Here is a 26,266-nt window from a genome sequence, read left to right as displayed (position 1 = left end):
AAGTTCATCGGGCGTTATAAGGCTGAAAAGTGTCAACCTATATCAGGACTAGTCACCGGTTTTCACGTCAAATCGGGCAGGCGCCCATTTTCTCTTCTTCGCTCAGCGTATCCAGCTTAAGGATATTCAACATGCTGTTGGCGATTTCCCGCTCGCCCATCACGACCTGGTCGGCACCGCGATCTGAGATGTATGACACCTCGTCATCGTAATGCGCGCGGGCGATAATCTCGATGTTTGGCCGCTTGTTGCGCGCAGAGGCGACGATCTCCCCGGCCTCGTAGCCGTTTGGAATGGTCAGCAACAGCCAGCGTGCGCAGTCGAGCCTTGCCAGATCCATCACCTCCGGATTGGCGGCGTTGCCCAGCACCGTTTTGATACCCTGTTCACGCAGCGCTTCGACCCGAGGGCGAGAGTTCTCGATCACCACCAGCGGGATGCCGGCCTCGGCCAATTTGGCACCCAACAGGCTACCGACACGGCCATAGCCGACCAGCAGGGCGTGATTGCACATATCGAATGGGATCTGCTTCTCTTCTTCCACCGCTTCTTCCAGAATCTGGTCTTCCATGGTTTCGGTCTTGGCCAGATAACGTTCGAGCAGGGTGAACAGCAGCGGGTTGAGCATGATCGACAGGATGGCGCCAGCCAGCACCAGATTACGGCCGTGCTCCGACATCATGCCGAGCGAGATGCCAAGGCCGGCCAAAATGAAGGCGAACTCGCCGATCTGCGCCAGGCTGGCAGAAATGGTCAGCGCGGTGCGCCTGGAGTGGCCGAACATTTTCACCAGCAGGAATGCCGCCGCCGATTTACCGAACACGATAATCGCCAGCGTCGCCAGCACCGCCAGCGGCTCGTTGATCAGGATCATCGGGTCAAACAGCATGCCGACCGAGACAAAGAACAGCACCGCAAAAGCATCGCGCAGCGGCAGCGTGTCGTGGGCTGCGCGGTGGCTCAGCTCCGACTCGTTCAGCACCATGCCGGCGAAGAACGCCCCCAGAGCGAAGGAAACGTCGAACAGCTTCACGGCGCCATAGGCAATGCCCAGCGCCAGCGCCAGCACCGCCAGGGTAAACAGCTCGCGAGAGCCGGTGCTGGCGGTTTTCGCCAGGATCCACGGCACCAGGCGGCGGCCGACCACAATCATCAGCGCGATAAAGGCGATGACTTTGCCGATGGTGATGGCCAGCTCCATCAGCAACTGGCTGCTGCTGGCGTTGTCATTGCCCATCATGTTGCCGAAGGCCGGCAACAGCACCAATGTCAGCACCATCGCCAGGTCTTCCACGATCAGCCAGCCGATGGCGATTTGCCCGCGCTGACTGTCGATCAACTGACGTTCTTCCAGAGCACGCAGCAACACCACGGTACTGGCGGTGGACAGACACAGCCCGAACACCAGGCCGGAAATCAAATCCCAGCCGAGCAACTTGGACAGCCCCATACCCAGCAAGGTAGCGACGGCAATCTGTGCCACGGCGCCGGGAATGGCGATATGTTTTACTGCGAGGAGGTCTTTAAGAGAGAAATGGAGGCCAACACCGAACATCAACAAAATCACGCCAATTTCCGCCAGTTCCGGTGCCAGCGAGGTGTCGGCAACAAACCCGGGGGTAAAGGGGCCAGCGAGCACGCCTGCTGCAAGGTATCCTACCAGTGGGGAGATGCGCAGGCGATTCGCCAGCATACCGAGGAGGAAGGCGAGTACTAACCCTCCGACAATGGTGGTGATTAACGGTGTTGAATTATGCATCCAGACTCCTTCTAGCTATGCATGGCGGTAGAGGGAAAACGCAACGAAGTTACGAAAAGATACATTTAGTTTATTGCATTTGTGCGTGCTTTGCTTAGCTAAATTTGGCCTTTTTGCGAAAAAGCAGAGGATTCCGCGTTGGGCAGGCCAGCGAGGGGATTTATCAATAAATAAGTCAAATAACATTGATTTATGTGGGAGATAACCCGGCTGAATAATATTTATCAACCGGGCTGTAGCAGGGTTATTGCGAGTTATGATCCATATTAGGCAGCAGTGCGGTGATAATGCCGATCAAGGGTAAGAAAGCACAGATTTGGTAGACCAATTCGATACTGGTCAAATCTGCGACATAACCAAGAACTGCCGCACCTAACCCACCCATACCAAAAGCAAAACCGAAGAATAAACCGGAAACCATACCCACTTTTCCGGGGATCAGCTCCTGAGCGTAGACCAAAATGGCCGAAAACGCCGAGGCGAGAATTACCCCTATGATCACCGTCAAAATACCGGTCCAGTATAAAGATGCATAGGGTAAAACAAGCGTGAAAGGTGCTGCGCCAAGTATGGAGCCCCAAATGACATATTTTCGGCCTATCTTGTCGCCCAGTGGCCCGCCGATAATGGTGCCGGCGGCTACGGCGAACAGAAAAGCAAACAGGTGTATCTGGGCATTTTGTACCGAAACGCCGAACTTATGTATCAGATAAAAGGTGTAATAGCTGCTGATACTGGCCAAGTAGAAATATTTTGAGAAAATAAGCACCAGCAGGATGCCGAGAGCGTAGGTAACGGTACGTTTTGGCAGCGGTTGCCGCGCAGCGGCGGTTTTTGGCAGACCTTTTGTTGCCCGATGCTGTTGCTGATACCACTTGCTGACCTGCAACAGCACCACGATAGCCAGCAGCGCCGCCAGTGAGAACCAGGCGACGTTGCCCTTACCGTAAGGCGCGATAATCAGCGCCGCCAACAGGGGGCCCAGAGAACTGCCAAAGTTGCCGCCGACCTGGAACAGCGACTGCGCCAGACCATGCCGGCCGCCGGAAGCCATGCGCGCCACGCGGGACGACTCCGGGTGGAACACCGAAGAGCCGGTACCGACCAACGCCGCAGCCAGCAACACCAGCGGGAAAGTATTGGCTACCGACAGCAGCAGCAGACCGCACAGGGTAAAGCCCATGCCGATCGGCAGCGAATAAGGCTGTGGGTGTTTATCGGTGAAGTGGCCGATCAACGGTTGCAACAGCGAGGCGGTCAATTGATAGGTCAGGGTGATCATGCCGATCTGCACAAAGCTGAGATTGAAATCGGCCTGCAGGATCGGGTAAATCGCCAGGATCAGCGACTGAATCATGTCGTTCAACAAATGGGATACGCTGATGGCGCCGAGGATCGAGAAAGCGGTGCCTTTAACCGCACCGCCCTTGGCCGGCGGCATGGCGGTTTCGCTACGGTCGGTCATTTTATTATTAGCCTGGTAAGTTTTAGAGTTCAGAGCAGATTATCTTAGGCAAGTTGTTCAATTTTTACCACATCCGACATAATTTGACGTATATCGCAAAAATTTGAAATCACTCGCCTTTGTTTCGCGCTACAATTTCGGCCACCTCAAAAAAACAGTTCATTTTCATCATGGAGAGCCGCCATGCGTTTTTCGTTAAAAACCACCGCATGCGCCTTGGCCGTGTCCCTGACTTTCCTGTCGGGAGCCGCCAGCGCCTGGGAAAAGGATAAAACTTACGACATCACCATCCTGCATACCAACGATCACCATGGCCATTTCTGGCAGAACGATCACGGTGAGTATGGTCTGGGCGCGCAGAAAACCCTGGTAGACAGCATTCGCCAGGAAGTGGCGGCCAAGGGCGGTAGTCTGCTGCTGCTGTCCGGCGGCGATATCAATACCGGCGTGCCGGAGTCCGACCTGCAGGATGCCGAACCGGATTTTCGCGGCATGAACCTGGTGGGTTACGATGCGATGGCGATCGGCAACCATGAGTTCGACAATCCGCTCAGCGTGCTGCGTCAGCAGGAAAAATGGGCGACCTTCCCGCTGCTGTCGGCCAATATCTATCAGAAAAGCACTCAACAGCGTCTGTTCAAACCCTACGCCTTATTTGACAAGCAAGGCATCAAGATCGCGGTTATCGGCCTGACCACCGACGACACCGCCAAGATCGGCAACCCGGAATACTTTACCGATATCGAGTTCCGCGTACCGGCGCAGGAAGCGAAACAAGTGGTTGAGCAACTGCGCAAGGATGAAAAGCCGGACGTGATCATCGCCGCCACTCACATGGGCCATTACGATGACGGCAACCACGGTTCCAACGCGCCGGGCGACGTCGAGATGGCGCGCAGCCTGCCTGCCGGTTACCTGGATATGATCGTCGGCGGTCACTCGCAGGATCCGGTCTGTATGGCCGGCGAAAACCACAAGCAGGTAGACTACGTGCCGGGCACTCCGTGCTCGCCGGATCGCCAAAACGGCACCTGGATCGTCCAGGCGCACGAGTGGGGCAAATACGTCGGCCGCGCCGACTTCCAGTTCCGCAACGGCGAACTGAAGCTGGTGCATTATCAACTGATCCCGGTCAACCTGAAGAAGAAGGTGGAAAAAGCCGACGGCACCAGCGAGCGAGTGTATTACACCCGGCAAATTCAGGAAGATCCTTCCATGATGAAACTGCTGACGCCATTCCAGGACAAGGGCAAGGCGCAGCTTGAGGTAAAAATCGGCAGCGTGAACGGCAAGCTGGAGGGCGATCGCAGCAAGGTGCGATTCGTTCAGACCAACCTGTCGCGCGTGCTGCTGGCGGCGCAAATGGAACGTGCCGAAGCCGATTTTGCGGTGATGAGCGGCGGTGGGGTGCGTGATTCGATCGAATCCGGCGACATAACCTATAAAAACGTGCTCAAGGTACAACCGTTTGGCAACACGCTGGTGTATGCCGAGATGAAAGGCAGCGAGGTAGAAAAATACCTGGCGGTAGTCGCCAACATGAAGGTGGATTCCGGCGCTTACGCGCAGTTTGCCAACGTCAGCCTGACGGCGGACGGCAAGGGCGTCAGCAACGTGAAGATCAAGGGCGAGCCATTGCAGGCGGACAAAACCTACCGCATGGCGACGCTGAACTTCAATGCGTTGGGCGGCGACGGTTATCCGAAACTCGATACCCTGCCAAGCTACGTCAACACCGGTTTTATCGATGCCGAAGTGCTGAAACAGTATATCGAGAAGCACTCTCCGCTGGATGCGGCGGCCTATGAGCCGAAGGGCGAGATTGTTTATCAGTAAATGTTAATCGGGGAGCCGGAAGGCTCCCCATCCGCTTAATCGCGCTTGGCGATATCGGCGAAGCTGCCGGCCAGCAGGCGGCATAAATCGCCGGCGGCCAGTTCGATATCCAGCCCGCGTTTGCCGCCGGAGACGTAAATGGTGGCGAACTGCTGCGCCGGGCTGTCGATCACCGTCGGCAACCGCTTTTTCTGCCCCAGCGGGCTAATGCCGCCGACCAGATAACCGGTTACGCGCTGCGCCAGTTGCGGGTCGGCCATTTCCGCTTTCTTTGCGCCCAGGGCGCGAGCGACCTTTTTCAGATCCAACTGGGTCGCGACCGGCGTTACCGCTACCGCCAGATGTTTGGCGTCGCCGTTCAGCGCCACCAACAACGTTTTATAGACGCGATCGGCATCGAGCCCAAGTTTCTGCACCGCTTCATCACCGAAGTGGGTTTCCGCACTGTCGTGATGATAGGGATGAAGGGTAAACGCGATTTTTTGTTTCTCAAGCAGGATCACTGCGGGCGTCATACTGTTTTCCTATTTCCCTTCGCACGGGAAGTTGCAACGCAAAGCAACAAAATTACAAAAATCTAACGGCGGCAGCAACCTGAGCAGCTGTTACATAAAGCGGGTTGCCAAGGTGTTCACTGGGTTGCTACCCTGTCTATTGTAACCGTTAACACGGTTGCTATGCGTATAACTAAAATACAAGAAATTCCTCTTTGACTGGCCAGTAGCGATATTGGCCACTTTTTTTACTGCGCCTGAAGCATCGCCGGCAGATTATCTTCGCCGTACAGATGCAGTGCGCCCACCGCCACCACGTAGTTGCCGGCCGGCAACGCCTCCAGTTTCTGCTGCCAGTCCCGGTTGCGCCTATGCATCAGCACGTCGTACAGATCGGCGCTGAAGGTGGCGGGCAGGGTTTCCAGCGCGCCGTTGGGTTTTGCGTCCAGCCACCAGCTCACCATGGTTTGCAGCAGCCGCGCGTTGGTGTGCCAGTGCTCCAGAGTATCGCGCAGCAGCGCCATACCGCCTTCCGGCAACTGTTCCAGCATCGCCATCTGCTGTTCCGCGCCTTCCAGCTCAATCACCTTTTTGTGTTGTTGCCTGGCGGCCTGCAACAGTTGGTAGTCCACGCCATACTCGGCGCGCAGCCCCAGTCGCTGAGCCTGACGAGCCTGCATCGTCAACGCCACCTGCCAGCCGGGGAGGGTCGAGAACACCTCTGCGTCGGCGCCCAGTTCCTGGCACAGGACCAATAACTGCTGAAACTCGGTATCGGAAAGGCGCTCCACCAGGTCGGGCTGTGGGGCGCTGTGGCCAAACGGCGAGGCGGAGCCGGTGATATCGGCTTCGACAATCAGGGCATCAGCCTGTTTCAGGCGGGTCGCCAGCGTGGCCGGCAGCGGCGACATATCCACCGTACCCATATGAATGCTGCCCACCAGATGGAATTGACGATCGCCGGGCAGCCGGATATCCAGCGCCGGGTAGGCGTAGGTCATCGGAGAAATAATGCCGAGAAAGGCGGCCAGGCGGCGTAATAGCTTACCCATACAGCGTGGTTCCTTATTTTCCCCGCGAGTGTGCAGACGACGGCCTGGCCTCTGGCGGGTAGCGCGTTTATGCCATGCTAAACGCTATCCGGCGCACAAGAAAGCCTGAAGAGTGAAGGAATTATCCCAAAGGAAGCGGGGCGCAAGGATTTACGCCCCGCAGTGGCATTCAGCGTTTCGGTTTAAAACGCAGCAGCCGGTTGGCGTTACTGACTACGGTAATGGAAGACAGCGCCATCGCCGCGCCCGCCACTACCGGGCTGAGCAGCGTGCCGGTCAACGGATACAGCACCCCGGCGGCGATGGGAATGCCGAGCGTGTTGTAAATGAATGCCCCGAGCAGGTTCTGTTTCATGTTGCGCAGCGTGGCCTTCGACAGTTCCAGCGCGTCGGCGACGCCGTTCAGGCTGTGACGCATCAAGGTGATGGCGGCGGTTTCGATAGCGATATCGCTGCCGCTGCCCATCGCGATGCCCACGTCGGCTTGCGCCAGTGCCGGGGCGTCGTTGATGCCATCGCCGACCATCGCCACGCGGTGGCCCTGCGCCTGCAACTGTTTGATCGCCTCGGCTTTGCCGTCCGGCAGCACGCCGGCGATGACCTTGTCGATACCGGCTTCTTTGGCAATGGCGTTGGCGGTCACCGGGTTGTCGCCGGTCAGCATCACCAGTTGATAGCCCTGACGATGCAAGCGTTGCAACGCCTCAACGCTGTCGCTGCGCAGCGGATCGCGGATGGCGATCAGCGCAGCCGGTTGCCCGTCGGCTGCCAGCAGCACCGGCGTAATGCCGCGCTCCGCTTGTTGCTGCATCTGCGCTTCCAGCGCGCTGGTCGCCACCTGGTGCTGTTGCAACAACGCGGCGTTGCCCAGCAGCAGCTTCACGCCGTCCACTTCGCCGCTGACGCCGGCACCGCGCAGGGTCCGGAACTGCTCAACCGGCGGTAGCGCTTGCCCGGTGGCGTGCTCAACGATGGCCCGCGCCAAGGGATGGCTGGCACCTTGTTCCAGTGCCGCGGCCCAGCGCAGCGCCTGCTGCTCGCCGATCTGATTGAAGGTGAAGATCTCCACTACGCGCGGCTGGCCCTCGGTCAGGGTGCCGGTTTTATCAAACACCAGCGTATCCAGAGTGCTGGCCTGCTGCAACGCATCGGCGTCGCGCACCAGCACGCCGAACTCGGCCGCACGGCCAACGCCGGAGATGATCGACATCGGCGTCGCCAGGCCCAGCGCGCAAGGGCAGGCAATGATCAATACCGTAGTGGCGATCACCAGCGTGTAAACCAACTGCGGCTGCGGGCCGAAGAAATACCAGATCGCCGCACTGAACAGGGCGATGGCCACCACTACCGGCACGAACACCGCAGAAATACGGTCCGCCAGTTTGCCAATCTCCGGCTTGCTGCTCTGCGCCTGGCGCACCAGTTTGATGATTCGCGCCAGCGTGGTTTTGCTGCCGATTGCGCCTGCGCGAAACAGCACGCTGCCGTCATCCACCACCGTACCGGCATGCACCGTATCGCCAACGCCTTTCTGCTGCGGCACGGCTTCGCCGGTCAGCATGGCTTCGTCCAGCCACACTTCGCCCTGCACAATTTCGCCGTCCACCGGGATACGATCGCCGGTGGTCAGGCGCAGCGTCATGCCAAGCTGCACCTGCGCCAGCGCAATGGTTTTCTCGCCGTCGTCGGTCACCAGCCGCGCCGTCGGCGGCGTCAGGTCCAGCAGCCGCTCCAGCGCCTGTGACGAACGCTGGCGCGCCCGCTGCTCCAGCGCATGGCCGAGGTTGATCAGGCCGATGATCATGGCGCTGGCCTCGTAATACAGGTGCCGCGCCTCCATCGGGAAGAAATCCGGCCACAGGTTGACGCTGATCGAATACAGCCAGGCGGCGCCGGTGCCGAGTGCGACCAGCGTATCCATGGTGGCGCTGCCGTTGCGCAGCGCGCGCCAGGCGTTGCGGTAAAAATGCCCGCCGGCGAACACCATCACCGCCAGCGTGATCAGACCCACCCACAGCCACGGGCGTTGGGTTTCCGGTGTCAGCGACATACTGCCGCCAAACAGACCCCAGGCCATCAGCGGAATGCCCAGCGCCAGGCCGAGCGCCGCCTGCCAGCGGAAGCGCTTCATGTTGGCCTGCGCGGTCTGCTGTTGGCGCTCGCGGCGTTCGGTTTCGTCCTGGATCATTTCCGCGCCGTAGCCGGCTTTTTCCACTGCCGCCACCAGCGCCTGCGGATCGGCACCGCCGGTAATCAACGCGCTGCGTTCCGCCAGATTGACCCGCGCCAGTTCGACGCCGGGCACGCTTTGCAGCGCGCTTTGGACTTTACTGACGCAGCTGGCGCAACTCATGCCGCTGAGCAGCAGTTGAACGCTGTCATCATCGTCGCTGTGGCGAGTTGCCGGAAGGGAAGAGGGGGCCGCTGCCTGGGGTTCCGGCAATTCAGGGGCTGATTCAGTCAACGGCTCAGTTTTTGGGAGAGGGGCGGCTCCATTGACGCTGGCGTGATAACCGGCTTCCTCGACCGCTGCGATCAACGCCTCGGGAGCGGCATCGCCATAGACCTTGGCCGACTCGATGCCGACGTCGGCGGCGATCACGCCCGGTACCGCTTCCAGCGCTTTACGGGTACTGGCGGCGCAGTGCATGCAGCTCAGGCCGCTCAGCTGCAGTTCGGTATCCGGCCGTTGCGCTACGGCAGCCTGGTAACCGGCGGCGATCACGCTGTCGATCAGCGCCTGGCTCGGCGCATCGCCGGTGACTTTGGCGTAATGGACGTTGACCTCTGCCTGTTCGACATCGTTGCGGCTTTCCAGGGCTTTTTTCACCCGTTGCGCGCAGTTCATGCAGGTTAGCCCCTGCAACGCCAGCACGGTGGTTTGTGACATGATTCGGTTCCTCGCTCAAGTGCGGTGTTTAAAGGTTGACCGCTTAGCCTATTTTCACTAAGAATGAAGGTTAAACCTTCCAGCAAGGGGAAGGTCAAGGAGTGAAAATGAATATCAGCGACGTGGCGAAAAAAACCGGCTTAACCAGCAAGGCGATCCGCTTTTATGAAGAGAAAGGGCTGGTTACCGCGCCGATCCGTACCGATAACGGTTACCGCAGCTATAACCCGAAGCATATCGAAGAGCTGACGCTGCTGCGCCAGGCGCGGCTGGTGGGTTTTAATCTGGACGAGTGCCGTGAGCTGGTGGCGCTGTTCAACGATCCGGCCCGCCACAGCGCCGATGTGAAAGCGCGCACGCTGCAAAAAGTGGCGGATATTGAAAAGCACATCAGTGAGTTGGGCGAGATGCGCCAGCGTTTGCTGGCGCTGGCGAACGAATGCCCGGGCGATGACGGGGCGGAATGCCCGATCATTAATAACCTGGCCGGTTGCTGCCGCAATCACTAGCGCGTAACGGCACGGATCACCAGGGTGACGCCCTCGACGGCGATCACTTCAACTTCGGTCCCTATCGCCAGATCTTCACTGGCCTGCGCACGCCAACTGCTGTCGCCGATGTTAATGCGGCCCATGCCGTTGTGCATGGCTTCGGTCAGCGTTGCGCGGGTGCCGATCAACTGGCGGTTGCGCTGGTTCAGCACCTGCGAACCGCTGGTTGCCGCCGCCGGCCGCTGGCGCAGCCAGTACCACCACAGATAGGCCACGACAATGGTCAGGACGGCAAAAATCACCCCCTGCCACTCCCAGGCCAGCTGCGGCAGCAGCCAGACCATCGCGCCGACCACCACCGCCGACACGCCGCTCCATAACAGGTAACCGCTGGCGCCGAGCATCTCGGCCGCCAGCAGCAGCCCGCCGAGCGAAAGCCAGAACCAGTGCGGGTTTGCTGCAATTTGTTCGAGCATGATTACTTGCCTTTGGTGTCTTTCAACAGCTCGGCAATGCCACCGATTGAACCGAGCAGGCTGCTGGCGTCCAGCGGCATCATAATGACTTTACTGTTGTTGGCGGAACCGATCTTCTGCAGCGCGTCAGTGTATTTCTGCGCCACAAAATAGTTCACCGCCTGGATATTGCCGCTGGCGATAGCGTCGGAAACCAACTGAGTGGCCCGCGCCTCCGCTTCTGCGGCACGTTCACGCGCTTCCGCCTGCAAGAATGCCGATTGGCGCTCGCCCTCGGCCTTCAGGATCTGCGATTGCTTATCCCCTTCGGCGCGCAGGATGGCCGCCTGGCGCACACCTTCGGCCTCAAGGATGTCCGCACGCTTGGTACGTTCGGCCTTCATCTGGGCGTTCATTGAGGCGATCAGTTCAGCCGGCGGGCGCACGTCGCGGATCTCGATACGGGTGATCTTGACGCCCCACGGGTTGGTGGCTTCGTCGACGATATGCAGCAGGCGGCTGTTGATGCTGTCGCGCTGCGACAGGATTTCGTCCAGCTCCATTGAGCCGAGCACGGTACGGAAGTTGGTCATGGTCAGGTTGACGATCGCCCGCTCAAGGTTGCTGACCTCGTAAGCGGCGCGCGCCGGGTCGACCACCTGGATAAAGCACACCGCATCGATGGCCACGTTGGCATTATCGCGTGAGATGATTTCCTGCGAAGGAATATCCAGCACCTGTTCCATCATATTGATTTTTCTGCCGATGCGATCCATAAAGGGCACAACCAGATTTAAACCGGGCATCAGCGTTTTGGTGTAGCGGCCGAAGCGTTCCACCGTCCATTGGAACCCTTGCGGTACAATTTTGACGCCGGCGAAGACGATGATCAGCGCGACGACAATCACGATGGGAATAAGGGTAAACATGGCAAACCTCCTGTCAGACATATGTAAGAAGATTTTACGCCAGAGCGGGGGGAAAGCCTAATATCCCCGTCGTTTCAGGAGATAAATCAGCATAAGGGATCGATAACATTCCAAATTGGCATGTTTCCAATAATTTTAATTCATTTCATGACGTTGTCTGCTTTGGCTAGAGTGGAACCTGTCGCTGCGCTTATCTTCGAACTTTTGTCATTTCTATTTGCGACTATGCTTTTTGAAGTGACATCTTGCGCCAAGGATCGTTATGGACTCAATCAGTGTCGATGAACTTGCCCAGAAAAAAGATCGCTGGTATCTCATCGTGGAAGAAATGCTGGCTGCGGCCGGCATTACCATCAACGGGAATAATGCATTTGATCTTCAGGTGCACAATCCGGGCTTATTTAAACGCATTCTGCAGGAAGGCTCGCTCGGGTTTGGCGAAAGCTATATGGACGGCTGGTGGGATTGCGAAAGACTGGATGCGCTGTTTACCCGCATCCTGCATTTCGGCGTTGATGAACGCCTGCCCAAAAGCCTGGCGGACATTACGCGGATCGCCTATGCGCGGCTGTTTAACCGGCAATCGCGCAAACGCGCCTGGCAGGTGGGGAAAGAGCATTACGACATCGGCAACGATCTGTTCCGTGCGATGCTCGATCCCTATATGCAATATTCCTGCGGTTACTGGAAGGACGCGGAAACGCTGGAGCAGGCGCAACTGGCCAAGCTGAAAATGATCTGCGAGAAGCTGCAACTGAAACCGGGCATGTCGCTGCTGGACATCGGCTGCGGTTGGGGAGGGCTGGCGCAGTATGCGGCGGAAAACTACGGCGTATCGGTGTACGGCGTGACCATTTCGGCCGAGCAGCAAAAGCTGGCGCAGGAGCGCTGCCAGGGGTTGGACGTGGAGATCCTGCTGCAGGATTACCGCGATTTGAACCGCCAGTTTGACCGCATTGTTTCCGTCGGCATGTTTGAACATGTCGGGCCGAAAAACTACGACACCTATTTCAGCGTCGCCGAGCGCAATCTGAAGCCTGACGGTCTGTTCCTGCTGCACACCATTGGCGCCAACCAAACCAATCCCCATGTCGATGCCTGGATTGATAAATACATCTTCCCCAACGGCTGTCTGCCCTCGGTGCGCCACATCGCCGAAGCCAGCGAAAAGCGTTTTGTGATGGAGGATTGGCACAATATCGGCGCCGATTACGATCGCACGCTGATGGCCTGGTATGAGAATTTCAAACGGGCGTGGCCGGCGTTGTCAGAGAATTACTCTGAACGCTTCGAGCGGATGTTCACTTATTACCTGAATGCCTGCGCCGGCGCGTTCCGTTCGCGCGATATTCAGCTGTGGCAAGTGTTGTTCAGCCCGAAAGGCGTGGAGGGCGGGGTGCGGGTTTATCGCTGATATCCCCGTCATATTTCGAGCTGCATCTGTGTTGGCTGTCTTCACTCACCCCGGTCACATAGTAATCTATGCTCCCGGGGATTCATTCAGTTGCCGCCTTGACGCAACCCGAACTATTTAGGGGATATCGCCGAGAATAGCGGAATTATGGCGGGTATTAATACAGTAATGAATATAACTGACGACGGTACTTAGCCGCCAATGCGTCACCGGTGCCCAGTGCGGCCAGAATATCCATCAGCGTCTTGCGCGCGCTGCCGTTGGCGGCGGCCAGATCTTTCTTCAAATGCCCCATCAGCAGTTCCAGCGCTTCTTCGTTGCGCCCAACCTGATGCAGTTGCAGCGCCAGTTGCACGGCCAGCTCGACGTTCTCCGGCTGTTGTTGCACCTGTTGCTGCAACAACTGGATTTCCGGCGTGTCGGCCGCCTGCTTCAGCAACTCAATTTGCGCTACCAGGCCCTGATAACGGGTATCGCGATCCTGCAACGGGATAGTCGCCAGCACCGTTTCGGCCTCTTCAGTGCGGTTCAGCGCGATCTGGGTTTCTGCCAGCGTCAGGCCGATATCGCTGCGTTGCTGGCTGGCTTGCCAGGCGTCTTTCAACAGCGGCAGCGCTTCAGCCGCGTTGCCTTCGGCCAGCAGATCGGTTGCCTGCGCAAGTTTCAGATCTTCTGCCTTCGGCAGGAAACGCTGCAGGAATTCGCGGATGACGTCTTCCGGCTGCGGGCCCTGGAAGCCGTCGACCGGTTGGCCGTCTTTGAACAGGTAAACCGTAGGGAGGGAGCGCAGCCCGAACTGGGCGGCGATCGCTTGTTCTACGTCGCAGTCCACTTTGGCCAACACGAACTGACCGACATATTCCGCCGCCAGCTTATCCAGGATTGGGGTGAGTTGCAGACAGTGTTGGCTGCGATCTGACCAGAAGTAGAACAGCACCGGCAGGGACATCGATTGTTCCAGCGTTTGGTGCAGGTTTGTTTCGTTAATATCAACAACAGCTTGAGCTAGCATGTGATTCTCTCTCTGATCTTGCGGAGCCATTGGCTCTTAGATGGGGGCGGGGCGGCATTCTTCAACCCCGGCACCCAAATTAACCGTTGCTGCGCAGCAGCCAGTCCAGGCAGCGGCCGGGCAGGATGCGGCGCAATACGCTCAGCGCGTGCGCCAGCAGGGTCACCGGATAGCGCAGCCTGGCGCGCGGGTTTTCCAGCGCGTGGCGCAGCTTGGGCAAAATGGCCTCCGGCGGCAGCGTCAAGCGTTTGGCGATACCGGGGTTATGCACCGGATTATCGCTCTGCGCCTGGTTCACGTTCTGGGTAAAGTGGGTCGAAATCGGGCCGGGTTCAATCAGGCTGACCTGAATGCCGGTGCCGTGCAGCTCCATGCGCAGCGCGTCGGACCAGGCTTCCAGCGCAAACTTGCTGGCGGCATAGGCGCCGCGTCCGGCGCTGGAGACCAGCCCCATAACCGAACTGGTTTGAATAATGCGCCCTTCGCCGTGCGGCAGCATCGCCGGCAACAGCAACTGGGTCAACTGGTGGGTGCCAAACAGGTTGGTGGAGAATTGCCGCTCCAGCTGTTGACGGGAAATGCTGCTCAGCGGGCCGTACACACCGAAGCCGCCGTTGTTGAACAGGCCATACAGCCGGCCGCCGGTCAGTGCGATCACCTGCGCCGCGGCGCGTTCGACGCTGTCGCTGTCGTCCAGATCCAGCTCAATGCCTTCCAGGCCCAGTTGACGCATGTTCTCCACGTCCTGCGGCTTGCGACAGGCGGCCAGCACCCGGTAGCCGCGATTACGCAGATCTTGCGCTGCAATCAGTCCTATCCCGCTGGAACAGCCGGTTATCAATACCGCTTTTTGCATAACTTTACCTAGTGTACAACCCTATTTAGTTAGACTCATGTTTTACTAGAGGTTCCAGGCGTTCCGCCATCCAGGTGGCGATAAACGGTTGGGCGTCCTTATTGGGGTGCAATCCGTCATCCTGCATCCATTCCGCTTTGATCACCACCTGTTCCATATAGAACGGCAGCAGCGGAATGTTGAACTGCCTGGCAAGCTGCGGGTAAATCGCGCTGAAAGCCTCGGTATAGCGGCGGCCATAGTTGGGCGGAATGTGGATTTGCATCAGCAGCGGCTGCGCACCGGCTTGCTGCACCAGAGTAATGATCTGGCTGAGATCGCGTTGCACGTCCTGCGCCGGGAAACCGCGCAGGCCGTCGTTGGCGCCCAGTTCGATCAGCACCCAGCGCGGTTGGTGTTGTTTCAGCAGGGCGGGTAAGCGCGCCAGCCCTTGTGCGGCGGTGTCGCCGCTGATGCTGGCGTTCACCAACTGCGGATCGCCCGGTTTTTTCTGCCATTGGTCGGCCAGCAGCGTCGGCCAGGCCTGCGCCACCGGCAAGCGGTAACCGGCGCTTAAACTGTCGCCTAAAATCAATAAGGTATCGGCGGCGACAGCGCGTAAACTGAATAATCCCAACAGCAAAAGGAAGGGAAGATGCCAGCGGAAAACGTTCTTGAAGTTCATCATCTTAGTAAACACGTTGGTCAGGGTGAGCATCAGCTCTCCATCCTTACCGGAGTCGAGCTGGTTGTCAAACCCGCACAGACAATTGCCCTGATTGGCGAATCCGGCTCGGGCAAGTCGACGCTGCTGGGGATCCTCGCCGGGTTGGACGACGGCAGTGAAGGGGACGTGCATTTGTTGGGTGAATCGCTGACCGCGCTGGACGAAGAAGGGCGCGCGGCCCTGCGCGCCAAAAACGTCGGTTTTGTATTTCAGTCATTCATGCTGGTGCCGACGCTCAACGCGCTGGAGAACGTGCAACTGCCGGCGCTGCTGCGCGGCGAGAGCGACAGGCAGAGCCGCGAGCAGGCGGTTCAGTTGCTGGAGCAGTTGGGGCTGGGCAAAAGGCTCGATCACCTGCCGGCGCAACTTTCCGGCGGTGAGCAGCAGCGGGTTGCGTTGGCGCGCGCATTCAGCGGCCGGCCGCGGGTGCTGTTTGCCGATGAGCCGACCGGCAACCTCGATCGCCAGACCGGCGAACGCATCGCCGATTTGCTGTTCTCCCTCAACCGCGATTTCTCCACCACCCTGATCCTGGTCACCCATGACGAAACCCTGGCGGCGCGCTGCCAGCGGCGGTTGCGCCTGCGTGAAGGCAAGCTGTGGGAGGAAGCATGATCTGGCGTTGGTTTTGGCGGGAATGGCGTTCGCCGTCACTGCTGATCGTTTGGCTGGCGCTGACGCTGTCGATGGCCTGCGTGCTGGCGCTGGGCAGCATCAGCGATCGCATGGACAAGGGGCTGAGCCAGCAAAGCCGTGATTTTATCGCCGGTGACCGGGTGCTGCGCAGCGCGCGGCCAGTACCGGAAGGCTGGCTGCTGGATGCGCAACAAGAAGGGCTGAAAGTGAGCCGCCAGCTGTCGTTCACCACCATGACCTACGCCGGTGACCGGCCGCAGCTGGCGGACGTGAAAGCCACCGATCTGGCCTATCCGCTGTACGGCAAGCTGGAAACGCGCCCGGCCAACGTCAAGCTTGAACCGGGCAGCGTGCTGGTGGCGCCGCGTTTGCTGGCGTTGCTGAATGTGAAAGTGGGGGACTCGCTGGACGTGGGCGACACCCGCCTGCGCATTGCCGGTGAAATCCTTCAGGAGCCGGACTCCGGCTTCAATCCGTTCCAGACTGCGCCTCGCATCATGATCAACCTTGCGGATGTGGATAAAACCGGGGCGGTGCAACCGGGGAGCCGCCTGAGCTACCGCTATATGTTCGCCGGTTCGCCGGAGGACATTCAGCGTTACGAAACGCGCCTGACGCCGCAGCTCCAGCCCGACCAGCGTTGGTTTGGGTTGCAGGAGTCCGGCAGCGCGCTGGGCAAATCGCTGCAACGATCGCAACAGTTCCTGCTGCTGTCGGCGCTGCTGACTCTGCTGCTGTCGATCGCCGCCGTGGCGGTGGCCATGAGCCACTATTGCCGCAGCCGTTATGATCTGATCGCGGTGCTGAAAACGCTGGGTGCCGGCCGCAGCGCCTTGCGCAAGTTGATTGTCGGCCAGTGGCTGGCGGTCATTTCGCTGGCGGCAGCGTGCGGCGGCATTATCGGCCTGGGGTTTGAAGCGGTGCTGATTCGGCTGCTGGCGCCGGTGCTGCCGGCGGAACTGCCGGCCGCCGGGGCCTGGCCGTGGTTGTGGGCGATCGGCGCGTTGCTGATGATTTCGCTGCTGGTGGGGCTGCGGCCGTACCGGCAACTGTTGGCGACCCAACCGCTGCGAGTATTGCGCCGCGACGTGGTGGCCAACGTTTGGCCGCTGCGCTATTTCCTGCCGGTAACGGCGGTGATTGTGGTGGCGCTGCTGACGGCCTTGATGGGAGCCAGCACGCTGCTGTGGTCGATCCTCGCCGGTATTCTGGTGTTGGCGCTGTTGTTGGGGGCTATCGGCTGGGGCAGCCTGCTGCTGTTGCGCCGCATTACGCTGAAGAATCTGGCGCTGCGGCTGGCGGTCAATCGCCTGCTGCATCAGCCCTGGGTAACGGTCAGCCAACTGGCGGCGTTTTCGCTGTCGTTTATGCTGCTGGCGTTGTTGCTGGTGCTGCGTGGCGATCTGCTCGACCGCTGGCAACAGCAACTGCCGCCGGACAGCCCGAACTACTTCTTGCTGAACCTGACCGAAGCGCAGGTGCCGCAGGTGAAAACCTTCCTGCAACAGCATCAGGTCAAGCCGGAAACGTATTACCCGATTGTACGCGTGCGCCTAACCGAGATTAATCAGCAGGTGGCGACCGAGCGGGTGCATGAGGACGATCCGGGCGGTGAGGCAGTTAACCGCGAGCTGAACCTGACCTGGCTGGCGGATCTGCCGGCGCACAATCCGCTACTGGCGGGCAGTTGGCCGCCGAAGGCCGGTGAGGTGTCGATGGATCAGGGCATTGCCGGGCGGCTCAAGGTTAAGCTGGGCGACACGCTGACCTTCAGCGGCGATACCCAGTCGTTCAGCGCCAGGGTCACCAGCCTGCGGCAGGTGGACTGGGAAAGCCTGAAGCCGAACTTTTACTTCATCTTCCCGCCGGGTGCGCTGGACGGTCAACCGCAGACCTGGCTTACCAGCTTCCGCTATGACGGGGACGGCCAGATGCTGACCCAGCTCAACCGGCAATTCCCGACGCTAAGCCTGCTGGACATCGGGTCAATCCTCAAACAGGTCGGCGGGGTGCTGCAACAGGTCAGCCGCGCGCTGGAGGTGATGGTGGTGCTGGTGGTGCTCTGCGGTGGCTTGTTGCTGATGGCGCAGGTGCAGGTGGGCATGCGGCAACGGCGCCAGGAACTGGTGGTGTACCGTACTCTGGGTGCCGGCAAGCGCTTGTTGCGCAGCACGCTGTGGTGCGAGTTTGCGCTGCTTGGGCTGGTGGCGGGCATCGCGGCGGCGGTGGGGGCGGAAGCGGCGCTATGGTTGCTGCAAAGCCAGGTATTCGACTTCCCGTGGGCGCCCACGCCGGTGCTGTGGTGGGCGTTGCCGTTGCTCAGTGCGTTGCTGTTGTCGCTGTGTGGCGGCTGGCTGGGCGTACGGCTGTTGCGCGGCCAGGCATTGTTCCGCAGTTACGACGGTTAAACCGCTGCATAGTCGGCCCGGCCCCCTGTTATCGGGAGCCGGGCCGAAATCTTTTGTATTGAAACCCCACTGATTCCCCTTCATGACCGCCTGCCAGGAAAGTGTTTTTTCCTTCCATCTTGATCCTTCGTTGAGTATGTCACTTCAGTGAAATCGATTACAAATAAATGGCTGCCATTCAAGGTTGATATTGAGGTCTGACAAGCGGTGTTTTTTATCTTGAGAGTGCCGGCAAACGCTACGAAGTTATTTGTAAATATAATCAATATGATATGTTTGATTTTTTATGCCGATAAGTAAGTTTACGAAAATGGAAATAATGTAACCGTTTCCACTAATGTGATCTCACTCACTTACCGCCTGCGGATTGCCTCCTATCATGACGGCTAACTGATTCAACGTTATCTATTGGAGGCTGTATGAGTGTTGCCGTCAAAATTGCGTCGGCTGAGAAAAGCCAGACGAATGCCGGTATGACTTTTTTCGTCTGTTTTCTGGCTGCGTTAGCCGGGCTGCTGTTTGGTCTGGATATCGGCGTGATTGCGGGCGCTTTGCCGTTTATTGCCGACTCTTTTCACATCACCAGCTCCCAGCAGGAGTGGGTGGTCAGCTCGATGATGTTCGGTGCGGCGGTCGGCGCCGTGGGCAGCGGTTGGATGAATTTCCGCATCGGGCGCAAATACAGCCTGATGATCGGCGCGATCCTGTTCGTGGCGGGGTCGTTGTGTTCCGCAGCGGCGCCCAATGTGGACATATTGATACTTTCGCGCATTCTGCTGGGGCTGGCGGTGGGCATCGCTTCCTATACCGCGCCGATTTACCTGTCTGAAATCGCGCCGGAGAAAATTCGCGGCAGCATGATCTCGATGTATCAATTGATGATCACCATCGGGATTTTGGCCGCCTACCTGTCTGATACCGCGTTCAGCTACACCGGCGCCTGGCGCTGGATGCTGGGGGTTATCACCATTCCGGCCGGCTTGCTGCTGGTTGGCGTGTTCTTCCTGCCGGACAGCCCGCGCTGGCTGGCCTCGCGCAATCGCCATGAACAGGCGCGTCAGGTGCTGGAAAAGCTGCGCGACAGCAGCGCCCAGGCGCAGCATGAACTGAACGAAATCCGTGAAAGCCTCAAGCTGAAGCAGAGTGGCTGGGCGCTGTTCAAGGATAATAAAAATTTCCGCCGCGCCGTTTTCCTCGGCATTCTGTTGCAGGTTATGCAGCAGTTTACCGGCATGAACGTCACCATGTATTACGCGCCGAAGATTTTCGGCCTGGCGGGTTTTGCCAGTACCGAACAGCAGATGTGGGGTACGGTGATTGTCGGGCTGGTTAACGTGCTGGCCACCTTTATCGCCATTGGGCTGGTGGATCGCTGGGGCCGCAAACCGACGCTGATCCTCGGTTTTATCGTGATGGCCGTGGGCATGGGCGCATTGGGAACAATGATGGGTATCGGCATGAGTACGCCGGCGACGCAATATTTCGCCGTCATCATGTTGTTGATGTTTATTGTCGGTTTCGCCATGAGCGCCGGCCCGTTGATTTGGGTGCTGTGTTCGGAGATCCAGCCGCTTAAGGGCCGTGATTTTGGCATCACCTGTTCCACCGCCACCAACTGGATCGCCAATATGATCGTCGGTGCGACTTTCCTGACTATGCTCAATTCGCTGGGCAGCGCCTATACCTTTTGGGTCTACGCGGCGCTCAACGTAGTGTTTATCTTTATTACGCTGGCGTTGATCCCAGAGACCAAAAATATCTCTCTGGAACATATCGAACGCAATCTGATGGCCGGCAAGCCATTACGCAACATAGGTACGCGCTAGTCGGCTGGCTGCGCGCATGAAACAGGCATATGCATCGGGTGTTAGCGCCCGATGCTGATGAAAGGGGAGCATGATGGCGATTTTAGTGACCGGCGGCGCCGGATACATAGGTTCACATACGGTACTGGCGCTGTTGGAGCGCGGTGAAGAGGTGGTGGTGTTGGATAATTTGATCAACGCCTCCGAAGAGTCCTTACGCCGTGCGGAGCAACTGGCCGGTAAAGCGGCGGTGTTCTGCCAGGGGGATGTGCGGGACGCGGCGTGCCTGAGCCGGATCTTCGGCGAGCACAAGATCGCTTCGGTGATCCATTTCGCCGGCCTGAAAGCGGTGGGAGAATCCACCCGCAAACCGCTGGAATACTACCAGAACAACGTAGCGGGCACGCTGGTATTGCTGGAAGCTATGCGCGACGCCGGGGTTCATCAGTTTATCTTCAGTTCTTCGGCGACGGTGTACGGCGAAGATGCGCCGGTGCCTTACCGGGAAGACATGCCGATCGGCGGCACGACCAGCCCTTACGGCACCTCCAAGTGGATGGTGGAGCAGATCCTGCAGGATTTCGCCAAGGCTGAACCGGCCTTTTCCATTGTCTCTCTGCGCTACTTCAACCCGGTGGGCGCCCATGAGTCTGGATTGATGGGGGAAGACCCCAGCGGGATCCCGAATAATCTGCTGCCTTATATTGCTCAGGTGGCCGTCGGCAAGCGGGATCACCTGAGCGTGTTCGGCGGGGACTATCCCACCAAAGACGGAACCGGCGTGCGCGATTACATTCACGTGATGGATCTGGCGCAGGGCCACCTGGCAGCGATGGATCACCTAAAGCAGATCGCCGGTTCTAAAGCTTATAACCTGGGGTCCGGGGTAGGGCATTCGGTGCTGGAGATGGTGCATGCGTTTGAGAAAGCCGCCGGCGTTGCCGTGCCTTATCAGATTTTACCGCGCCGTGCCGGGGATTTGCCCGCGTTCTGGGCCGATGTCAGTTTGGCTAAACGGGAACTGGGCTGGGAAGTGCAGCGCGGGCTCGATGCGATGATGCGCGATACCTGGAACTGGCAAAGCAAAAATCCGCAGGGCTATACCCGGTAGTGTTTTATCGGCCATAAAAAGGGTTCCGCGTGCTGAACTGACCCCTGCAGACTGCTGACAAAGCTCGTTATTAGGGAGAGCGTGCCGAAGGGGTCGTAACGGCCTTGGCCGTCGGAGCGCCCCTCGGTGCGCTAGGCCCGGGTATCTCGGGTTCAAAGACAACTTTGTCATCAAACTCAAGGGTTCAGCCTGGCTGAACCCTTTGATTTTGTTGCGGAGTAAACCTTAAGCCAGCTTCTGTTGCGCCCAGGCCAGGCCGCTCTGGTATTCGGCCGGCAACAGCGGTGCCAGTGCCTGCAACGCCTGTTGCAGCACGGTGGCGCTAGGATCGTTCAGGTTGAGGTGGCCGACCTTGCGGCCTTCGCGCACTTCTTTCTCATACCAATGCAAATGCACCAACGGCAGCGCCAGCCACTGTTGATTCACGGCGGTGCCGATCAGATTGACCATCACCGACGGCGTGCTGACCACCGGTTTCGGCAGCGGCAGGGCGAGAATGGCGCGCAGGTGCAGTTCGAACTGGCTGATGGAGGCGCCGTTTTGCGTCCAGTGGCCGCTGTTGTGTACCCGTGGTGCCAGCTCGTTAATCAGCAGGCTGTCGCCAACGATAAAGCACTCCATCGCCATCACGCCGACGTAGTTCAGCTCGTCGAGGATCGCCGCCAGCATCTGTTCAGCCTGCCGTTGCAGAGCGGGGTCAGGCTGCGGCAGCGCCACGCTGGTGCGCAGAATGCCTTCTTCATGCAGGTTATGGGTCAGCGGATAGAACACCGACTTACCGTCGTGCCCGCGCGCGCCGACCAGCGAAACCTCGCCGGAGAAGTTAATCCCCTGCTCGACGATGCACTCGCCGTAGGCATCCGCCGGCAGTTCCGCTTCCTGGCCCGGGCGCAAGCGCCATTGACCGCGGCCGTCGTAACCGCCAACGCGACGTTTGACGATCGCCAGTTCACCGAGAGTGGCGAACACCTGCGGCCACTCGGCGGCATCGGCCAGCAATTGCCACGGCGCGGTGGCCAGGCCGAGCTGATCGAGCAGCTGTTTTTGCGTCAGGCGGTCCGCCAGACGGGGGAAAATATCGCGATTGACGAAGCTGTTGTGGGTCGCCAGTTCACGCGTCAGCGCGGTTTCCGGCCAGCGTTCGATTTCTGCGGTGATCACGCTGTTTTGATAGGGCACTGCTTCCGGTTCGGCGTCGATGCCGACCGGGTAAACGGCGATGCCCAGCGGTTCGCCGGCCTGGCGCAGCATGCGCCCCAGTTGGCCGTTGCCCAGTACGCAAACCGGCTTCATGCTTCCTCCCGCGGATCCGGGTTGTTCAGCACCTCTTCGGTCTGTGCCTGGCGCCAGTCGGCCAGACGTTGCGCCAGCGCGGTGTCGTGCAGCGCCAGAATTTGCGCCGCCAGCAGAGCGGCGTTGGCCGCACCGGCTTTGCCGATCGCCAGGGTGCCGACCGGAATGCCGCGCGGCATTTGTACGATAGAATACAGGCTGTCTACACCGCTCAGCGCGGCGCTTTGAACCGGAACACCCAGCACCGGAACCAGCGTTTTCGCCGCCAGCATGCCCGGCAGGTGCGCAGCACCGCCCGCACCGGCAATGATCACGTCAAAGCCGTTGGCGCCGGCCTGTTCGGCGAAACTGAACAGCTTGTCTGGCGTGCGATGAGCGGAAACGACTTCGACATGGAACGGGACATCGAGTTGGGTCAGGATCTCGGCCGCGAACTGCATGGTGGCCCAGTCACTTTTCGATCCCATTACAATTGCGATTTTAACCCCAGCGTTAGTGGCTGAAGCGGCGTTGGCTCCCATGGGTGTAAGGCTCCTGTAAGTGTACAAACGACGGCCGGTTGCCTGCGGCGGGAGGCCGAATGAGGGCGCAGATCATACCATGAGCGCACGGCGAGGAAAACGGTTGCGTCGCCGGTTTTCACCGTCGAAAACGCGAATTTTTTCACTCGCGTGGCAAGTCAGGGGGTTAGAAAGGGAATTGGATCAGTTCGACGGCGTCGGCGCTGACTTTGATCATCGAACCTTCAGCGTGCCAGGCGCCCAGCACCACGCGGTGGGCCTTGCCGTTGCTCAGTTCCAGCTCATGCACCGCCGGGCGGTGGGTGTGGCCGTGGATCATCCAGTGTACGTTATGGCTCAGCATCGCCTGCTCAACCGCCTGCGGGTTGACGTCCATAATGGCTTGCGATTTGCCCTGATTGCTCTGCCGGCTGCGAGCGCGCATCTTGGCGGCGATCTTCAGGCGCCAGCGCAGTGGCATGGCCAAAAACAGCTTCTGGATTAACGGATTATGTACCTTGCGGCGGAACTGCTGATAAGCCTGATCGTCGGTACACAGCGTGTCGCCGTGCAGGATCAGGATTTTGCGACCGTACAGCTCCAGCACTTTCTCTTCCGGCAGCAGATGCATGCCGCTGGCGCGGGCAAAGCGCTTGCCGAGCAGGAAATCGCGGTTGCCGTGGATAAAGTAGCAGGGCACGCCGGCTTGCTGCAGCGTCTTCAGCGCAGCGGCAATCTCCGCGTGCAGCGGTTCGGGATCGTCATCGCCGATCCAGGCTTCGAACAGATCGCCAAGAATGTACAGGGCTTCGGCGTGAATCGCATCGTGCCGCAAAAAACGCAGAAAACCGGCAGTGATTGCCGGTTCCTGTGCGCATAAGTGCAGATCCGCGATGAACAGCGTATTCATGCAGCCGCGATTACTCGCTGACGGTAACGCTGGTGACGATCACGTCTTCTACCGGAACGTCCTGGTGCATGCCGCTGCGGCCAGTTTTCACGGCTTTGATTTTATTGACCACGTCCATGCCTTCAACCACTTCGGCAAATACGCAGTAACCCCAGCCTTGCGCGTTCTCGGCACGGAAATTCAGGAAGTCGTTGTCAGCCACGTTGATGAAGAACTGAGCGGTAGCGGAGTGCGGATCGTTGGTACGCGCCATCGCCAGGGTGCCCACGGTGTTTTTCAGACCGTTGTTGGCTTCGTTCTTGATGGTCGCTTTGGTGTCTTTCTGGTTCATGCCAGGCTCAAAACCGCCGCCCTGAATCATGAAACCGTTGATAACACGGTGGAAGATAGTGTTGTCGTAGAAACCTGCACGGCAGTAGCTCAGGAAGTTTTCAACGGTAACCGGCGCTTTGTCAGCAAAGGTGTTGATAACGATGTCGCCGTGATTAGTGTGGAAAGTAACCATAGTTTTAGTCCTAACAAGATGAAGTGAGACGTCACGTAGAGCGAGTGAACATTCAGACCGACCTTATAACATATCTCTATTAACGAGTCAGCAGCGGCTAAACCGCGCAGGCTCTGTGGTAAATCGGGTGTTGTTATATTATAACAATGGCGGCGGCGTTGATTGATACCCTGCGGCTTGCAAGATGACGGACATATCACCGATTTGCGCAACCCGGCGCAGCAAAGCGCGGGCTTAACCTTGCATTAGATCAGGCTTCGGGTTTCAATACACCTGCTAGGTGTATAGCCTAACTCCCTTTTTTGTTATCACGCACACCACGGAATGTCTCGATGCTAAAGATTTTTAATACCCTGAGTCGTCAAAAAGAGGAATTCAAACCCATTCATGCCGGTAAAGTGGGCATGTACGTGTGCGGGGTAACCATCTATGACCTGTGTCATATCGGCCACGGGCGTACCTTTGTCGCTTTCGACGTAGTAGCGCGTTACCTGCGTTATCTCGGCTATTCGCTGAACTATGTGCGCAATGTGACCGACGTTGACGACAAAATTATCCGCCGCGCGACAGAAAACGGCGAAAGCTGCGATCAACTGACCGCACGCATGCTGGCGGAGATGCACGCGGACTTCGATTCGCTGCTGATCGAACGCCCGGATCAAGAGCCGCGCGCCACCCAGCATATCGCCGAGATCATCGAGATCACCCAACGCCTGATCGATCGCGATCACGCCTATGTCGCCAGCAATGGCGACGTGATGTTCTCGATTGATAGCGATCCGCAATACGGCCTGCTGTCACGCCAGGATCTGGATCAGTTGCAGGCCGGCGCGCGCGTTGAGATTGACGACGTGAAGCGCAACCCGATGGACTTCGTGCTGTGGAAAATGTCCAAACCGGGCGAACCTAGCTGGCAATCGCCGTGGGGCGCGGGCCGCCCAGGCTGGCACATTGAATGTTCCGCCATGAACTGCAAGCAGCTCGGCACCCATTTCGACATCCACGGCGGCGGTTCGGATCTGATGTTCCCGCATCACGAGAACGAGATTGCCCAGTCCAGCTGCGCCCACGACGGCCCGTACGTCAACTACTGGATGCACTCCGGCATGGTGATGATCGACCGCGAGAAGATGTCGAAATCGCTGGATAACTTCTTCACTATCCGCGACGTGCTCGGCCATTACGATGCCGAGACGGTGCGTTACTTCCTGATGTCCGGCCACTATCGCAGCCAGCTGAACTACAGCGAAGAGAACCTCAAGCAGGCGCGCACCGCGCTGGAGCGTTTGTACACCGCACTGCGCGGCACCGACGCCAATGCGCAACCGGCCGGTGGCGAAGCCTTCGAAGCCCGCTTCCGCGAAGCGATGGACGACGATTTCAACACCCCGGAAGCCTACTCGGCGCTGTTCGATCTGGCGCGTGAGGTTAACCGCCTGAAAGGCGAGGACATGGCGGCGGCCAACGGGCTGGCGGCGGAACTGCGCAAGCTGGCGAAGGTGCTGGGCCTGCTGCAACAGGAGCCGGAACAGTTCCTGCAAAGCGGCGCACAGGCTGACGACGGTGAAGTGGCGGAGATCGAGGCGTTAATCAAACAGCGTAACGACGCGCGCAAAGCCAAAGACTGGGCGCTGGCGGATGCCGCTCGCGATCGCTTGAACGAGATGAGTATCGTGCTGGAAGACGGCCCGCAGGGGACCACCTGGCGCCGTAAGTAACAGGCGCAGCCGCAAACAAAA

22 protein-coding genes are annotated in these 26,266 nt (G+C 58.9%); 8 read left to right on the top strand and 14 right to left on the bottom strand.

Features of this window, described 5'->3' with window-relative positions; translation table 11 throughout:
• Window positions 1–67: 67 nt before the first annotated feature.
• Both ybaL and ACUTQW_RS16615 read right to left on the bottom strand, forming a co-directional pair.
• Complete coding sequence (gene ybaL, locus ACUTQW_RS16620) at window positions 68–1,759, bottom strand: YbaL family putative K(+) efflux transporter (RefSeq protein ID WP_004949391.1); 1,692 nt, start codon at window positions 1,757–1,759, stop codon at window positions 68–70.
• A gap of 244 nt (window positions 1,760–2,003) precedes the next feature.
• Window positions 2,004–3,224: an MFS transporter gene (locus ACUTQW_RS16615; protein WP_004949392.1), complete on the bottom strand. Its 1,221-nt coding sequence runs from the start codon at window positions 3,222–3,224 to the stop codon at window positions 2,004–2,006.
• A 183-nt stretch (window positions 3,225–3,407) separates the two neighbouring features.
• Between ACUTQW_RS16615 and ushA the strand changes: the two genes are divergently transcribed.
• A complete protein-coding gene (ushA, locus tag ACUTQW_RS16610) occupies window positions 3,408–5,060 on the top strand; it encodes a bifunctional UDP-sugar hydrolase/5'-nucleotidase UshA (RefSeq protein ID WP_004949394.1) in 1,653 nt (550 codons plus the stop codon).
• 35 nt (window positions 5,061–5,095) lie between these two features.
• Here the strand turns inward: ushA and ybaK are convergent, their stop codons facing one another.
• The 3 genes from ybaK to copA all read right to left on the bottom strand — a co-directional run bounded on the left by ybaK (window position 5,096) and on the right by copA (window position 9,496).
• Window positions 5,096–5,575, bottom strand: a complete 480-nt coding sequence (gene ybaK, locus ACUTQW_RS16605) for a Cys-tRNA(Pro)/Cys-tRNA(Cys) deacylase YbaK (protein ID WP_004949396.1) — start codon at window positions 5,573–5,575, stop codon at window positions 5,096–5,098.
• A 227-nt stretch (window positions 5,576–5,802) separates the two neighbouring features.
• Window positions 5,803–6,606, bottom strand: coding sequence for a TraB/GumN family protein (locus ACUTQW_RS16600; protein ID WP_006323994.1), 804 nt, complete (start codon window positions 6,604–6,606; stop codon window positions 5,803–5,805).
• A 169-nt stretch (window positions 6,607–6,775) separates the two neighbouring features.
• Window positions 6,776–9,496: a copper-exporting P-type ATPase CopA gene (gene copA / locus ACUTQW_RS16595; RefSeq protein WP_006323995.1), complete on the bottom strand. Its 2,721-nt coding sequence runs from the start codon at window positions 9,494–9,496 to the stop codon at window positions 6,776–6,778.
• 107 nt (window positions 9,497–9,603) lie between these two features.
• Here copA and cueR point away from each other — a divergent pair, with 107 nt between their 5' ends.
• Window positions 9,604–10,005 (top strand): Cu(I)-responsive transcriptional regulator, encoded by a 402-nt coding sequence (cueR, locus tag ACUTQW_RS16590; RefSeq protein ID WP_004949402.1) that lies wholly within the window; start codon window positions 9,604–9,606, stop codon window positions 10,003–10,005.
• Here cueR and ACUTQW_RS16585 read toward each other — a convergent pair.
• Together ACUTQW_RS16585 and ACUTQW_RS16580 are read right to left on the bottom strand one after the other, a co-directional pair.
• On the bottom strand, window positions 10,002–10,463 hold the full coding sequence (locus ACUTQW_RS16585) for an NfeD family protein (RefSeq protein WP_004949404.1): 462 nt from the start codon (window positions 10,461–10,463) through the stop codon (window positions 10,002–10,004). The two genes, cueR and ACUTQW_RS16585, sit on opposite strands and share 4 nt — an antisense overlap.
• Window positions 10,464–10,465: 2 nt before the next feature.
• Window positions 10,466–11,371 carry an SPFH domain-containing protein gene (locus ACUTQW_RS16580; RefSeq protein WP_004949405.1) on the bottom strand — a complete coding sequence of 302 codons (906 nt, stop codon included), beginning with the start codon at window positions 11,369–11,371 and terminating at the stop codon, window positions 10,466–10,468.
• Between the two features lie 262 nt (window positions 11,372–11,633).
• Here ACUTQW_RS16580 and cfa point away from each other — a divergent pair, with 262 nt between their 5' ends.
• The gene (gene cfa, locus ACUTQW_RS16575; RefSeq protein WP_037432333.1) at window positions 11,634–12,785 is read left to right on the top strand and encodes a cyclopropane fatty acyl phospholipid synthase; all 1,152 of its coding nucleotides are present in this window, start codon (window positions 11,634–11,636) and stop codon (window positions 12,783–12,785) included.
• Window positions 12,786–12,942: 157 nt separating this feature from the next.
• Here cfa and ACUTQW_RS16570 read toward each other — a convergent pair whose 3' ends face one another.
• From ACUTQW_RS16570 to tesA, 3 genes are all read right to left on the bottom strand, one after another.
• Entirely contained in the window at window positions 12,943–13,797 is an 855-nt protein-coding gene (locus ACUTQW_RS16570) for a thioredoxin family protein (RefSeq protein WP_197912926.1), read from the bottom strand.
• Between the two features lie 79 nt (window positions 13,798–13,876).
• A complete protein-coding gene (locus ACUTQW_RS16565) occupies window positions 13,877–14,653 on the bottom strand; it encodes an SDR family oxidoreductase (RefSeq protein WP_004949412.1) in 777 nt (258 codons plus the stop codon).
• Window positions 14,654–14,678: 25 nt separating this feature from the next.
• Entirely contained in the window at window positions 14,679–15,317 is a 639-nt protein-coding gene (gene tesA, locus ACUTQW_RS16560; protein ID WP_042437248.1) for a multifunctional acyl-CoA thioesterase I/protease I/lysophospholipase L1, read from the bottom strand.
• On the opposite strand from tesA, the gene ybbA reads away from it, so the two are divergent.
• The 4 genes from ybbA to galE all read left to right on the top strand — a co-directional run bounded on the left by ybbA (window position 15,288) and on the right by galE (window position 21,319).
• Window positions 15,288–15,974, top strand: a complete 687-nt coding sequence (gene ybbA / locus ACUTQW_RS16555; RefSeq protein ID WP_004949414.1) for a putative ABC transporter ATP-binding protein YbbA — start codon at window positions 15,288–15,290, stop codon at window positions 15,972–15,974. The two genes, tesA and ybbA, sit on opposite strands and share 30 nt — an antisense overlap.
• Window positions 15,971–18,403, top strand: coding sequence for a putative ABC transporter permease subunit YbbP (ybbP, locus tag ACUTQW_RS16550; RefSeq protein WP_020438577.1), 2,433 nt, complete (start codon window positions 15,971–15,973; stop codon window positions 18,401–18,403). The genes ybbA and ybbP overlap by 4 nt, the downstream gene beginning before the upstream one ends.
• 419 nt (window positions 18,404–18,822) lie before the next feature.
• A complete protein-coding gene (locus ACUTQW_RS16545) occupies window positions 18,823–20,229 on the top strand; it encodes a sugar porter family MFS transporter (protein ID WP_020438578.1) in 1,407 nt (468 codons plus the stop codon).
• Between the two features lie 73 nt (window positions 20,230–20,302).
• Window positions 20,303–21,319 (top strand): UDP-glucose 4-epimerase GalE, encoded by a 1,017-nt coding sequence (gene galE, locus ACUTQW_RS16540; RefSeq protein ID WP_197912970.1) that lies wholly within the window; start codon window positions 20,303–20,305, stop codon window positions 21,317–21,319.
• Between the two features lie 225 nt (window positions 21,320–21,544).
• On the opposite strand, the gene purK is transcribed toward galE, so the two are convergent.
• From purK to ppiB, 4 genes are all read right to left on the bottom strand, one after another.
• Window positions 21,545–22,612 carry a 5-(carboxyamino)imidazole ribonucleotide synthase gene (purK, locus tag ACUTQW_RS16535; RefSeq protein ID WP_020438580.1) on the bottom strand — a complete coding sequence of 356 codons (1,068 nt, stop codon included), beginning with the start codon at window positions 22,610–22,612 and terminating at the stop codon, window positions 21,545–21,547.
• Window positions 22,609–23,133, bottom strand: coding sequence for a 5-(carboxyamino)imidazole ribonucleotide mutase (purE, locus tag ACUTQW_RS16530; protein WP_004949420.1), 525 nt, complete (start codon window positions 23,131–23,133; stop codon window positions 22,609–22,611). Before purE ends, purK begins: the two co-directional genes overlap by 4 nt.
• Window positions 23,134–23,299: 166 nt before the next feature.
• Complete coding sequence (locus ACUTQW_RS16525) at window positions 23,300–24,022, bottom strand: UDP-2,3-diacylglucosamine diphosphatase (RefSeq protein WP_020438581.1); 723 nt, start codon at window positions 24,020–24,022, stop codon at window positions 23,300–23,302.
• A 10-nt stretch (window positions 24,023–24,032) separates the two neighbouring features.
• The gene (ppiB, locus tag ACUTQW_RS16520) at window positions 24,033–24,527 is read right to left on the bottom strand and encodes a peptidylprolyl isomerase B (protein ID WP_004949423.1); all 495 of its coding nucleotides are present in this window, start codon (window positions 24,525–24,527) and stop codon (window positions 24,033–24,035) included.
• A 332-nt stretch (window positions 24,528–24,859) separates the two neighbouring features.
• On the opposite strand from ppiB, the gene cysS reads away from it, so the two are divergent.
• Window positions 24,860–26,245 (top strand): cysteine--tRNA ligase, encoded by a 1,386-nt coding sequence (gene cysS / locus ACUTQW_RS16515; protein ID WP_004949426.1) that lies wholly within the window; start codon window positions 24,860–24,862, stop codon window positions 26,243–26,245.
• The last annotated feature ends 21 nt before the right edge of the window (window positions 26,246–26,266 follow it).

It is taken from the genome of Serratia sp. TSA_7 (assembly GCF_052692135.1).
The sequence above is the reverse complement of the archived record's forward strand: the minus strand, read 5'-3'. Positions and strand labels throughout refer to the sequence as shown.